Source organism: Paenibacillus silviterrae, assembly GCF_030167925.1.
GTDB lineage: Bacteria > Bacillota > Bacilli > Paenibacillales > NBRC-103111 > Paenibacillus_G > Paenibacillus_G silviterrae.
Genome location: NZ_JASKUT010000002.1, coordinates 2,006,312 through 2,019,889 on the forward strand (window position 1 = coordinate 2,006,312; position 13,578 = coordinate 2,019,889).

General features: G+C 49.5%; 11 protein-coding genes. 8 read left to right on the forward strand and 3 right to left on the reverse strand.

Annotated elements, in window-relative coordinates; genetic code table 11:
• From QMO62_RS31765 to QMO62_RS31795, 7 genes are all read left to right on the forward strand, one after another.
• Positions 1–1,368, forward strand: a complete 1,368-nt coding sequence (locus QMO62_RS31765) for a (Fe-S)-binding protein (protein ID WP_284646483.1) — start codon at positions 1–3, stop codon at positions 1,366–1,368.
• Positions 1,369–1,436: 68 nt separating this feature from the next.
• The gene (locus QMO62_RS31770; protein WP_284646749.1) at positions 1,437–2,837 is read left to right on the forward strand and encodes an FAD-linked oxidase C-terminal domain-containing protein; all 1,401 of its coding nucleotides are present in this window, start codon (positions 1,437–1,439) and stop codon (positions 2,835–2,837) included.
• A gap of 106 nt (positions 2,838–2,943) precedes the next feature.
• Positions 2,944–3,717: an IclR family transcriptional regulator gene (locus QMO62_RS31775; protein WP_284646484.1), complete on the forward strand. Its 774-nt coding sequence runs from the start codon at positions 2,944–2,946 to the stop codon at positions 3,715–3,717.
• Between the two features lie 159 nt (positions 3,718–3,876).
• A complete protein-coding gene (locus tag QMO62_RS31780; protein WP_284646485.1) occupies positions 3,877–4,644 on the forward strand; it encodes a fumarylacetoacetate hydrolase family protein in 768 nt (255 codons plus the stop codon).
• Positions 4,645–4,662: 18 nt separating this feature from the next.
• Positions 4,663–6,837, forward strand: a complete 2,175-nt coding sequence (locus QMO62_RS31785; protein WP_284646486.1) for a malate synthase G — start codon at positions 4,663–4,665, stop codon at positions 6,835–6,837.
• 104 nt (positions 6,838–6,941) lie between these two features.
• Entirely contained in the window at positions 6,942–7,337 is a 396-nt protein-coding gene (locus QMO62_RS31790) for a CidA/LrgA family protein (protein ID WP_284646487.1), read from the forward strand.
• Positions 7,334–8,026 carry an LrgB family protein gene (locus QMO62_RS31795; RefSeq protein ID WP_284646488.1) on the forward strand — a complete coding sequence of 231 codons (693 nt, stop codon included), beginning with the start codon at positions 7,334–7,336 and terminating at the stop codon, positions 8,024–8,026. Before QMO62_RS31790 ends, QMO62_RS31795 begins: the two co-directional genes overlap by 4 nt.
• A gap of 67 nt (positions 8,027–8,093) precedes the next feature.
• Here the strand turns inward: QMO62_RS31795 and QMO62_RS31800 are convergent, their stop codons facing one another.
• The 3 genes from QMO62_RS31800 to QMO62_RS31810 all read right to left on the reverse strand — a co-directional run bounded on the left by QMO62_RS31800 (position 8,094) and on the right by QMO62_RS31810 (position 11,506).
• On the reverse strand, positions 8,094–9,071 hold the full coding sequence (locus tag QMO62_RS31800; protein ID WP_284646489.1) for an aldo/keto reductase: 978 nt from the start codon (positions 9,069–9,071) through the stop codon (positions 8,094–8,096).
• A gap of 402 nt (positions 9,072–9,473) precedes the next feature.
• A complete protein-coding gene (locus QMO62_RS31805) occupies positions 9,474–10,328 on the reverse strand; it encodes a sugar phosphate isomerase/epimerase family protein (protein ID WP_284646492.1) in 855 nt (284 codons plus the stop codon).
• On the reverse strand, positions 10,328–11,506 hold the full coding sequence (locus QMO62_RS31810; RefSeq protein WP_284646494.1) for a Gfo/Idh/MocA family protein: 1,179 nt from the start codon (positions 11,504–11,506) through the stop codon (positions 10,328–10,330). The genes QMO62_RS31805 and QMO62_RS31810 overlap by 1 nt, the downstream gene beginning before the upstream one ends.
• Positions 11,507–11,865: 359 nt before the next feature.
• Here QMO62_RS31810 and QMO62_RS31815 point away from each other — a divergent pair, with 359 nt between their 5' ends.
• Positions 11,866–13,392 (forward strand): ABC transporter substrate-binding protein, encoded by a 1,527-nt coding sequence (locus tag QMO62_RS31815; protein ID WP_284646496.1) that lies wholly within the window; start codon positions 11,866–11,868, stop codon positions 13,390–13,392.
• Positions 13,393–13,578 lie beyond the last annotated feature (186 nt).

Below are 13,578 nucleotides of genomic sequence, written 5' to 3' on the forward strand. Positions count from 1 at the left end.
ATGTCGCAACAAGGCGTTAAAAAGAAGCAAGCGGCTCCCCCGGCATGCGACGATGTTTCGTTAACCCGTTCCAACTATTTATGGGAGGATGCCCCCGATCCGGATAAATTCTCGCAATGCGTGCATTGCGGGATGTGTCTGGAGGCGTGCCCGACCTACCAGGAAACCGCATTGGAACCGCATTCCCCTCGGGGGCGGGTCTATTTGATCAAATCCGTTGCGGAAGGGAAAATGCAGCTGAACGAGTTTTTCAAGCATCCGGTGTCTACTTGTCTGGATTGCCGGGCATGCGAAACCGCTTGTCCGTCTAATGTTCAAGTGGGTGCGCTTATCGAAGAAGCGAGAGGACAGCTGTACAAGGCGGATCCCCCAAAAGGCTTCTCGGGTCTGCTTCACAAGCTGTTTCTACATGGGCTGTTCCCGTATCCGTCAAGAATGCAAATGCTTGGTACGCTGCTGAAGCTGTACCAAAAGTCCGGACTCGCTTATGCAGCGGATAAGCTCGGATTGATGCGGCTCTTTCCGCCGCATTTGCGCGAAATGGAGAAGGCGCTGCCGAAGCTTTCGAGTCCTCCGGTGCTTCGTTCCCACCCGGAAACGATGCCGGCCATCGGTGTCAAACGGGCGAAGGTGGCGGTGCTTACGGGCTGCGTCATGGATGTCGTGTTCAGCGACGTGAACGAGGCGACGATCCGGGTTCTCCGTCGTAACGGCTGCGAGGTATGGATTCCGAAAGCGCAAAAATGCTGCGGCGCTCTGCACGTTCATGCAGGGGACCGGGATCAAGCGAGGCAATTGGCTCGCCATAATATTGATGTATTTTTATCCGATGACATTGACGCCATCATTATCAATGCGGCGGGCTGCGGTTCAACGCTGAAGGAATACGATGAATTGTTCAAGCATGATGAGCGCTACCGCGAGAAGGCGCATTTGTTCAGCGAAAAAATCATGGACGTATCGCAGTTTCTCGACCGGCTCGGGCTGATCGCTCCTAAAGGGAAGCTCGACATGACGGTCACCTATCATGACGCATGCCATTTGGCGCACGCCCAAGGTATACGGACCGAGCCGCGCCGGCTGCTTGCGGCCATCCCCGGCTTACGCATCGTCGAGCTGCCCGACGCCGACCGCTGCTGCGGCAGTGCAGGCATCTATAACCTGACGCATCCCGACATGGCGGGGCAGCTTCTGGACCGCAAGATGAACGACATCCCCGGCGGATGCGATGCGGTGGCGATGGGCAATCCCGGATGTATGATGCAGTTTCAGGTAGGCGTTGTGCGCCATGACCGGACGGAGCAAATTGTCCATACGGTCCAGCTGCTCGATTGGGCATATCGCAACGAGGAGGCGCATCGCCCATGAATAACGCTAAGAATACGGCGAGAAACGGATTCGCCAGTCACGAGCAGCGTGAGCAATTCATCCGGGCTATGGAGCAAATGATGGGGCCTGCTGCCGTCCTGCACAGGTATGAAGATTTGGTAGCGTACGAATGTGATGGATATACGATTGAAAAATCGCTTCCCGCGGCCGTCGTTTTCCCAAAGTCGACGGAGGAGGTTTCCCTGGTAGTCAAATATTTGTATGAACGGCGAATTCCTTTTTTGCCTCGAGGAGCGGGAACAGGCCTTAGCGGCGGGGCCATAGCGCTAGGCGGGGAGGTGATCGTCAGCCTGGTGCGCATGAATAAATTGATTAGTATCGACTACATGAACCGCAGAGCGGTCGTTCAGCCGGGTTATGTCAATCTGAAGCTGTCCAATTCGATTTCGTCGAAGGGTTACTATTACGCGCCGGATCCTTCCAGTCAGGCAACCTGTACGATCGGGGGAAACGTCGGGGAAAACGCCGGCGGAGCACACTGTCTCAAATACGGTGTAACCACCAACCATGTATTGGGACTTGAGCTCGTACTGCCGAACGGAGACATTGTGAAAACCGGAGGGACGCCGGACAGTCCGGGGTATGATTTGCTCGGCATTCTTACCGGTTCGGAAGGCACGATGGGCATCGTAACGGAAATTACGGTCAGAATATTGAAGAGGCCGCAGGGCGTCAAGACGGTGCTCGCCTTATACGACGACGTGGGTGACGCAAGCAGGGCCGTGTCGGAAATCATTGCTGCAGGCATCGTTCCGGCAGCCCTGGAAATGATGGATAAGATCGCCATTGAGGGAGTTGAATCTGGCAATTATCCGGTTGGATACCCAAGGGATTTGAGTGCGGTGCTTATTGTCGAAGTTGACGGCATCGAGGAAGGGCTGCAGGATCAGATCGATCACATCATTGCTGTGTGCCGAAGAAACCGAGTACGGGAGGTGCGCCAGGCGGCCGATGCTCAGGAAAGAGCGCGGTGGTGGGCTAACCGGAAAACCGCTTTCGGCGCAATGGGCACCATTTCTCCCGATTATCTGGTTCAGGATGGAGTGATCCCGCGCAGCAAGCTTCCCGAAGTTCTGGCGAAGGTCGGCGAGATCAGCGCGAAATACGAGCTGCGCATCGCCAATGTGTTTCACGCCGGCGACGGCAATTTGCATCCGCTCATTTTATTTGATTCCAGAGTGCCAGGAGAAACGGAACGAGCGGTAGCCGCAGGCTCAGAGGTGCTGAAGGCTTGCGCGGACGTAGGCGGATCCATTACCGGCGAACATGGAGTGGGAATTGAGAAGATGGAGGATATGCGTTTTATTTTCAATGAGCAAGAAATTCAGGCTCAAACCGATATCCGCGACGTATTCAACCCGCTCGGCTTATGCAACCCGGACAAAGTATTTCCGAAGCCTGCCCGTTGTGTGGAGGTTAAGAAATTTATCGCTTCCTCCAAGGAATAGCGTGTTAATCCATGTTCTTTGACAAGATAACCACTCACACATTGACTGGCCTGAGAAATGCATGTTAGGATTGGGTGATACGGGGTTATAATAGATAGAAAACAGGATGGCACGGATGAAAGAAGGAAACGCGATGGAACAAAAATATGCTGTACCTGCACTCGATCGGGCGCATGCCGTATTGAAGCTGCTTGCCGAAGAGCCTTTTAAATGGAAACTATCTGATATATCCAAGCATCTGCGCATCAGCAAAAGCACACTGTACTCTCTGCTCTCTACGATGGAACGCCTGCAGTGGATACAGAAAGACCGAAACGAGACTTATGCAGTCGGGAGCTCGCTAGGAGATTTCGGCGGCGCTTACTTTAGGCAGTATGATCTGATTGAAGAATTTAAACGGGCCGCAGGGCCGGTCATGCAGACACTTCAGGAATCGGTTCAGCTGGCCCGTTTGGATGGGAATGCGGTTTTATATCTCGCCAAAATGGAAGCGCCCTCTCCGGTTCAGATGGTGTCAGGCCCCGGCGTACGTTTCCCGGCTCATGCAACCGGTCTTGGAAAGTCGCTGATGATGGATATAGATGCCGAACAGATGGCGCGAATATTCCCCGAAGAGACGCTGCCCCAAGTAACGGAACATACGATTGGTTCGCGCGAGGTGTTTATGCGGGAGCTGGAGAAGGCACGGCACCTTGGTTATTCCATGGACCTTCAAGAGGGTGTCATGGGCTTTTGCTGCGTCGCAGCACCGGTTCGCCACAGGGGGGAAGTGGTTGCAGCCGTCAGCTGCTCCATGCCGATCCATCATTGGGAAGCGAAGAAAGAAAGTGCCGTAAGAGAGATTTGTGCTTTGGCCCAAAGATTATCAACAAATAAATGAGGTGCTTTCATTCCGTTTTAACGCGTCTTCCGACGGAACGGGATTTTTTGCCCAACAAATTGTCTTATTCCCATTGACGTTTAAAGAAAACTATGGGAATATTATTTTAAGTAATATAATGAACAGTGTTCATAATAATGAACGAAAGGTTGATGAAAGGTGAAGTTTACCCGATTCACGGTTGCCGGAGAAACCGGGTTTTTGAGCGGCATTATTGAAGGAAATACGGTGAAAGAGTTTACCGGAGATTTATTTGGGGCCCGTACATTAACCGGGAGAACGTTTCCGTTAAGCGATGTTCGGTTCCAAGCGCCTCTTGTTCCGAGACATATCATTGGCATCGGCAGAAACTTTGCAGCGGAGGGGGCCGAGAAGCCGCCCGTTCCCGAGATGCCGATTTTATTCTTCAAGCCACTCGGGACGGTAGTCGGTCCGGAGGAGCCGGTATTGCTTCCTCGCGGGACGGAAGAGATCCGATTCGAGTCGGAGCTTGCCGTCATTATCGGCAAAACCGTAAAAGACCTGGAGCCTGCAGAGGTGGACGGGGCCATTTTTGGATATACGGTAGCGAACGACTTGGGTGCCTTTCAATATTTCCACCCCGAAGGGCACTGGACGATCGGCAAAGCATTCGATACGTTCTGTCCTCTCGGTCCGGTGCTTGAGACGGAATTCGATTACCGGACCGCACGTATTCAAGCGGCTGTCAACGGGATAGAGAAGCAGGATAGCCTGATGGAGCGCATCATTACACCGATCGATGTCATGATTTCATACATCAGCCGTTTTATGACCCTTATGCCTGGAGACGTCATATTGACGGGAACCCCCGCGGGATCGGAAGCGGTTCGCGACGGCGATGTTATCGATTGTTATATCGAAGGGATAGGACATCTTCGAAATCAAGTGAAAGCTCAATCATTTTAAAGCAGGAGGAGTTTACCGATGGAACCGTATATCAAAGTTGGCCATTTGCAAGTTGCATCCGAGCTTTACCGGTTTATCAATACGGAAGCACTGCCTGGGAGCAGGGTGGATGAAGGGCATTTCTGGTCTGGGTTTGAACGGCTGATTTCCGACTTGGTGCCTAAGAATAAGGCTTTGTTAGCCAAGCGGGATGAGCTTCAGCATTGGATCAACGAGTGGCACCGGAACAACGGAGAGAACTATGATTTTAACGAATATAAGTCGTTTTTACATGAAATAGGGTATTTGGGTCTGGAAGCGGAAGACGCTCTGATTACAACGCAAAATGTGGATGACGAAATAGCGCATCAAGCCGGCCCGCAGCTCGTCGTGCCGGTCAATAATGCCCGATACGCGCTTAACGCAGCGAATGCACGTTGGGGAAGCCTATACGATGGACTGTACGGAACCGATGCCACGGATGATGAGGGTGGGGCTCACGTAACGGCCGCCTACAATCCGATTCGCGGCGAGAAAGTGATTTCGTATGCCAGAAGCTTTTTAGACCGGGTGGTACCGCTAACGAACGGATCGCATGCAGACGCTGTTGCCTATTCGATCGAGGAGGGGAAAGTGTCCGTTTCGCTGAGCAGCGGGGAAAGAGCCGGACTGAAGGAGCCCTCCAAGCTTGCCGGTTATCAAGGAGCACCGGAGGCTCCAAACGCCATATTGTTTATCAACAACGGGTTGCATTTTGAAGTTCAAATCGATCGTAATCATCCTATCGGTACAACGGATAAAGCCGGCGTGAAGGATGTTCTGATGGAAGCGGCGCTGACCACGATCATGGACTGCGAAGATTCCGTGGCGGCGGTAGATGCGGAAGATAAAGTACAGGTATACCGCAATTGGCTGGGACTCATGAAAGGAACCTTATCCGCGACCTTCACGAAAGGCAATCAATCGGTAACCCGAACACTGCATCCGGATCGCAGGTATACGTCGCCTTCCGGGGAGGAGTTCAGCCTGCCAGGGCGTTCGCTGTTATTCGTACGCAATGTAGGGCATCTGATGACCATCGATGCGGTATTGGATCCAAGCGGGCAAGAGATTCCCGAAGGGATTATGGATGCGGTGATAACCAGTCTTATCGCCAAGCACGATCTGTTGAAGAACAGCGCGTATACTAATTCCTCCAAAGGTTCCATCTACATCGTGAAACCGAAGATGCACGGACCGGAGGAGGTTGCTTTTGCGGGCGAGCTGTTTGACCGGGTGGAAGACATGCTCGGCTTGGAGCGTAATGCGATCAAGATCGGGGTCATGGACGAAGAACGCCGCACTTCCTTGAATTTGAAGGCTTGCATTCGGGAAGTAAAGGATCGCATCGTATTTATCAATACCGGTTTTCTGGATCGAACCGGGGATGAGATGCACACATCGATGGAAGCAGGTCCCATGATTCGCAAGAACAGCATGAAGTCCTCGAAGTGGCTTCAAGGCTACGAGCAATCCAACGTAAGCATCGGGCTGGCCTGCGGCCTGCAAGGACGCGCTCAGATCGGAAAGGGTATGTGGGCGATGCCCGATCTTATGAAGGAAATGCTGAAGGTGAAGATCGCTCAGCTTGAAGCAGGCTGCAATACGGCATGGGTGCCTTCGCCCACAGCAGCTACTTTGCATGCGCTTCATTATCATCAAATCGATGTAAAGTCGGTGCAAAACCAATTGAAGCTTAACAGACGGGACTTCCGGGACGATATTCTGGACATCCCGGTAGACAGGAACCGAAACTGGAGTCCGGAGGAAATTGCCCAAGAGCTGGACAATAATGCCCAAGGCATTCTAGGCTATGTCGTCCGCTGGGTAGAACAAGGAATCGGCTGCTCGAAAGTACCCGATATTAATAATGTAGGATTGATGGAGGACCGTGCCACCTTGCGCATCTCCAGTCAGCATATGGCGAACTGGCTGCATCATGGAATTTGTACGAGGGAACAAGTAATGGAAACGATGAAGCGCATGGCCATAGTGGTCGATGAGCAGAACGCCGGCGATCCGGCTTACCGCCCCATGGCGGAGGATTACGATAGTTCTATTGCGTTTCAGGCGGCATGCGAGCTGGTATTCGAAGGATACAATCAGCCGAACGGTTACACGGAGCCTATACTTCACCGCAGACGCAAGCAATTTAAAGCTATGGTGAAGGTGTAAACTGCATGATGGAGAAGGCATGTTGTGTCAGCAGCATGCTTTTTCCTTTATTGATCGTATGGCATACAAATACAGCAAAGTCTTGACATAATGGAGGACTCGTAATGCGTGGATTTGCCATTATATTAACTTTTTATTTGGCTGGAATCGTGATTCAACTAGGGTTGGACATTCCGCTTCCCTCGAGCGTAATCGGCCTGGCCTTATTTACATTATTTTTGTTTCTTGGCCTTATCAAGTTGAAATGGGTAGAAAGAACCGCTTCGTTATTGAACCGGCATATGTTGTTGTTTTTCGCCCCCATTATCGCAGGGACGCTATCGATCCTGCCATTAATACGCGAGAATGCTGCTTCGATTCTCGTCACATTTGTCGTAAGCTGGCTGGCTGTATTGCTTTCTACGGGATGGACCGTGAGGGCGCTAACCGGAAGAGATAAAGAAAGCTCGAATACGAAAATTCCCGCACCTTGGCCCTTGGTAAGGAGGAAACGTTCGTGAGTTTACTTCCCTATGTACAAAGCCCGATATTCGGCATCTCTCTGACCGTACTGGCTTACGTGGTTTCATTTGATGTTCAACGGTATATCAAATGGCTTCACCCGCTGTTTGTCTGCTCCGGCTTAATCATTTTGGTGCTTTATGCAGGTGGAGTATCTTATTCCGATTATAAAATCGGTGGGAGTCTGATTGAGTTGTTTCTCGGACCTGCGACCGTGGCGATGGGGGTTCCGCTTTATAAAAATGCGCAAAAATTAAAAGAAAAGGTAACGCCTATTTTAACGGGGGTTTTGGCCGGCTCCGTTATGGGCATCGTAAGCAGTTTAGCTTTGGTAGGGTTATTTGGCGGTTCTCGAGAAATCATGTTTACCATGATGCCTAAATCAGTAACTACACCTATATCCGTCGAAATTATCCGTTCTATGGGGGGGAATCCGGAGTTAGGTTCTGTTCTCACCGTATTAACCGGGTTGCTTGGAAGCATGATCGGCCCGGAGGTGCTCAGGCGATTCGGTATGAAGAATGATTTTATTGTCGGTACTGCGGTGGGGACGTCATCTCATGGGATTGGGACGGGCCGATTAATTCGCGAATCAGACTTGCTTGGCAGCATAGGCGGATTTTCCATGTGTCTGGCGGGGATGATCACTTCGGTGCTGGTAATACCGATCTATTGGTTATTTACATAGGTAATGAACAAGGGGGGAGGTCGTCCTCTCCCCTAATGATTAGTCTGTTCCTCCTAACCCGTCTCCATTAGTCAGCCAACTGTTCCTCACGGCGGTCCGTAGCGAGTGGCGGCTCCACGGAAAGGGCTGAGATTTCCTTTCTCCACTCATCTGTCATGTCCAGTTCAAGCGCTGCAAGAGAAGGCTCCAATTGCTCTAAGCTTCTTGCCCCAATGACCGGAGCGGTTACACCCGGGTGGGACATGGTCCACGCAATAGCTAGTGTTGCGGGGTGAACTTCTTTCTCGGCGGCATAAGCGGTAAAACGGTCCGCAACCTCAAAGTTGAGAGTATCCCCGTATCTTACCGAGTACATCTTTTGCTCGACTAAGCGTCCCTTTTCCGGTTTGTGTCCAATTCCGTACTTCCCGGAGAGGAGTCCGCCTCCCAGTGGGCTGTATGTAATGACACCGATTTGCTCGGCCTTTGCCATGGGCAAAAGCTCAACCTCCGCCTGACGTTTGACCAGATTGTACATCGGCTGAATGCACTCGAAACGAGCCAGCCCTTCCTTCTCGGAAATACCGTTCGCCTTGGCGATTTGCCAAGCGGCCCAATTGCTGACGGCCGGGTATAAAATTTTGCCTTGTGCCTGCAAATCGTCAAGTGCGCGCAGCGTTTCTTCGATTGCAGTCTTGGAATCAAAATGATGAACGAAATAAAAGTCAATTCGATCCGTGTTAAGCCGCTTTAAGCTTCGCTCTACGGAGAGCATAATATGTCTGCGAGATAAGCCCCGGTCGTTGACCCCTGGTCCGTTAGGCATACAGACCTTAGAGGTGATGACCAGCTCATCGCGGCAGCCGGTCATGCAGCGACCTAAAATCTCTTCGGCCAACCCCCCGTTGTAAACATCGGCACAATCAAAAAAGTTGATGCCGGCCTCCCTACAACGATCAAACATCGCTTTTGAAGTAGCCTCGTCTGCGTTCCCGCCAAAAGACATCGTTCCAAAGCATAGCGGCGAAACCTGAATCCCCGTTTTTCCAACTGTGCGATAATTCATGAATGTCCTCCGTTTATAGTAAGATGTTTGGGGCCTGCATACCTACGATCATCATACCACTTACGGGTATAGATGGATATAAGTTCCTACAAGAATAAGAAAGAAACTGCCAAGAATTTCGATCCTTACGTTGAAAAAAAGCTCATTCTGCAAAGAGGATTGCCGATAGAGTGATCGCTTCGACGTCGCATCCGGCTTTGAGCTTGTTGTCGGAGGTAGGTAATAGTGATATTTGCCTACTCTTGTTATGTTTAAGGGAGAAAGGCAGCAAAGGAAAAAGGCACTACCATGAGCATGTTCCGTAAGGGTACGCCCGCTAGTAATGCCCCAATTTTTAATAAGGAAGTCTGGATCGGTCACTACGGTGACCTGATTCATTAGGTGGCAAAGTTGAATTTAGAACTACTCCGAGTAGCCCAACGCCCTGAGATGGTCGCCGGATACTCTTAAGCACTCGAACGGATCGCTGCCATATAGGTCGTCTTGCTCTACAAAGAAATACTGGGCACCACTTTCAAGACCTGCCTCGATAATGCTCTTGAAATCTAGGCTACCTTCGCCGAGTTCCGCAAACTGGATGATGTTGTGAAAGTTTTCTCTAAACTTGCTCATATCGCCGGTTTCCAAAAAGTCCATGTTCACCGGTCCGATGCGGTAGTCTTTCAGGTGGATCAATGACACACGGCCTGCGTATTTTTTAATAAACATAGCAGGGTTTTCTCCCCCCCTTTGAATCCAGTGTACATCCATCTCGAATCCAAGGTGAGTCGTATTGTTCCTAATGATATCCAATAAATACTCCCCATCGTATCTTTGGAATTCTACATGATGATTATGGTAGTACAAAGCGATGCCGTGCTCGGCCAGCCTCGCAGCAAATTCATCCGCCTTTTTTACGAAATCCATTATTTTTTCTTTGTCCCCAATGGAGGTGAACGGCAGTATGCCGATTCGTAAGAAGCTGCAGTTTAACGTTTTACAATCCTGAACGATTTTGTCAAAGTCGCTGGAAAGCGTCTCACCCCGCATACGGGGAGTTACAGGCTCAACAGCGGCGGTTAACGCGGCGATTTGGATCCCGAAGTCCTCGGAAGCCCGCTTTAACTCCGATACATTTTCGCCGGTCATCGGGAGTTGCGATACTTCAATGCATCGGTATCCGAGCTTGCTAACCTCATGCAATGTCTCGTAAATGCCGATCTCATCTATTTTTTCTTTGAGCATCATCATCTGAACGCCAATTTTCCCTTTATTCATTAGTTTACGCCTCCCATCGGTAATTTTATCGGATTAGCCTTCTCCTCTTCGATGCGCTTGTTCAATTCGGACAAATACAATTCCTCATCAAACGGAATTTCAATCTCTTTCCCTAGCCAGCTTGAAAGATGAATTGCATTCGCCAGCGTCACGCCGTGGATACCATCACTCCCAGGTGCGATGAGTGGAGTACCTTCCAGTATGTTCGCCGCGAAGTTTTCCATTACTGCAATATGCTGGGCGCCCCATTGGCTTCCGAATTCCAACACCTCTTCGGTACAAAGCTCCGATGAATTTGGTCCCATAAATACCCGCATGACTTCTTGCAGGCTCATCGTGGAGCTCATCTCGTTTTCCGATTTATGCAATCGCTTAATCGTTACCTTCTTGCTATCTTCAACAATAATCTTGCCTGTATCACCTAAAATTTCGAGCCGATCCGTTCCCAGTACATCATGCGTACATGTTACGAATACGCCTGTTGCGCCGTTTCCGTAATCAAGGATGGCGGTTACATCGTCCTCCACGGCGATTTTCCTTTGATAGCCGTATTTCACATTGGAGTATACTTTTTTTGGCATACCGCAAATCCATTGCAGTAAGTCGAGTTGGTGAGGAGCTTGGTTCACAAGCACACCACCGCCTTCGCCGCTCCACGTCGCTCTCCACGCGCCTTGGTCATAGTATCCTTGCGGCCGCCACCAAGTTGTAATAATCCAGTTCGTGCGACGGATGGCACCGATCTCACGATTATCAATCATTTGCTTAAGCTTCTGGTACAACGGATTCATACGCTGGTTGAAGAAGATGCCGAAGGTCAATTCCGGCTTCGCCGCGGCGAGATCGTTCAGTTCACGAACTTGCTGGGTATACACGCCGGCTGGCTTTTCAACCAAGGCGTGAATGTCACGCTTCAACGCCTCCATTCCCATTTGAGGGTGTAAGCAATGTGGGACACAGGTCACGATGGCATCGACTTTGCCACTCTCCAACATATTGATATAGTTATCATAAAAAGGTACATCCGGGTATTGCTGTTCGACCTCGGCTCTTTTCGCAGGATCGCTATCACTTATGGCGCCGAGAATCATATTCGTCACTTTTCCTTCAGATAAAAATTTAGCGTATAACCCACCCTCAGCTCCGAACCCGATGATTCCCAATCGTACTAGTTTCATTCCATGCACCCCTTATGAATGTAATTTTCTGCTTCATGAGACATACAGAAGCCATAACAAACTTGCCATCGATCCTCCATTCCTCGTGTCTCCCTAACTTATTTTTTTTATTTTATGACAATGATGATTCGGGTCACTAGTAGTCTGACGACTTTTTGACTAGCATTTTTAAGACTATTAATTTAGAAGATGCCGACATCCGGGTGCGAGGGACTTTTGAGATGATTGCAATGAAGGTAACTAATTTTGAAAAAGTCGTGATATCATTATTAAAAAAGTCGGCAAAGTGTTAGTAGCCTCATTTACGGAATTGATATGATTAACGCGTAAGAGAAAAATACAGTTTAGGGGAGAACAAAATGTTAGCAAAAACGAAATTCATCCAATTATCCCTTGCCGCGGTTATGATAACAGGAATGCTAGCCTCGTGCGCATCAAAAGAGAATGAAGGCAGCAATTCTGGAGCCCCTTCCGCCGGGCAGGGTGCGAACAAAGCAACGAATGAGACCTTCGAAGTTACCATGGCTATGCCGGCTCTCGGAGCCATTCCTAAAGATATGCAATTGGTTCAGGATGAGATCAACAAAATTACGAAAGAGAAAATTAACACAACGGTAAAAATTCTTCCGATCAGCATCGGTTCCTGGCAGCAGCAGATGAACTTGATGAGCTCCAGCGGTGAGAAGCTGGATACGTATCTCACAATAGGCAAGAGTTATCAGAGTGATGTGGCGGCAGGGAAAGTGATTGCGCTTGACAGCTTGTTGGACAAGGAAGGCAAAGATGTGAAAGCGCTGTTCGATCCTGATTACCTGAATAGTGCCAGGATTAATGGAAAAATCTACGGTGTGCCTCCCGTAAAGGATTATTCGACGGGGGTTCCCGGGATTGCCATGAGAAAAGATTTGGTGGACAAGTATAAGATTGATGTGGCTTCCATCAAGAACATTGATGGTTTGGATAAAGTATTTAAGACGATAAAGGACAACGAGCCCAATATTGTTCCGTTAGGTGTAGGTATTGCCGCTGCGTCTGATCAGTATTTTACTTACGACAAACTGGGAGACCGGTTTGGGGTCCTTCCTGGATTTGATAATAACCTGAAGGTTGTCAACTATTACGAGACGGGAGAGTACGAGGATCTTTTGAAAAAGTTCAATAGCTGGTTTAAGGCAGGCTACATCAACAAGGACGCTGCTACTTCCCAAATAAACAGCCGTGAACTTGTAAAAGCGAACAAAGCTTTCTCATACTTATTTTCAAATAGAATTGGAGCTTTGGAAGCTGAAAGTCGCCTGATTGGACAGGAAATGATATTTGTACCACTGATTCCAAGCTCCTACGCAACATCCAGTGATGTGCTCTCAGCTTTATGGACCATTTCATCCAATTCCAGCAATCCGGAAAGAACAATGTTGTTTTTGAACCTTATGTACACGGATGCGAGAATTGCCAACCTGCTCCTCTGGGGGGTTGAGGGAAAGCATTATGTGTTGGGAGCCGACAACCGGGTGGACTTCCCACCAGGTATTGACGCTATGACTGTGGGCTATTCGAATGTGGAGTGGCTAATCGGCAATGGATTAATAACTTATCTTCATAAATCAAGTCCAGCCGATAAATGGAAATTAACGGAAGAATCGAATAAAAAAGTTATAAAATCAAAAGCACTTGGTTTCACCTTTAATTCGGAACCGGTCAAGAACGAAGTTACCGCCCTGAACAACGTGATATCGCAGTATAAGAGAGCTCTGGAAACAGGCACGATTGATCCTACGGAAAAGCTCGCGGAGTTTAGAAGCAAGCTAAAAGCGGCTGGAATCGAAAAGGTGATTGCTGAGAAACAAAAGCAATTGGACGCCTGGGCAGCTGCAAATAAAAAGTAATATCGTGGGCCGGGTCAACTCAAGATCCGGCCTTTTTATAAATAAAGCCGCCAATTCGTAGTGCAAGTCGTAAAAGTGCTATTCATATGGTCGGCATATTGGTAGTCCACTACGTGTTCCTAAGATTACAATGAATTAAGAGCCTAGTCACTTTGAGGCTAGGCAAGAAACCCGCGAAAAATATAT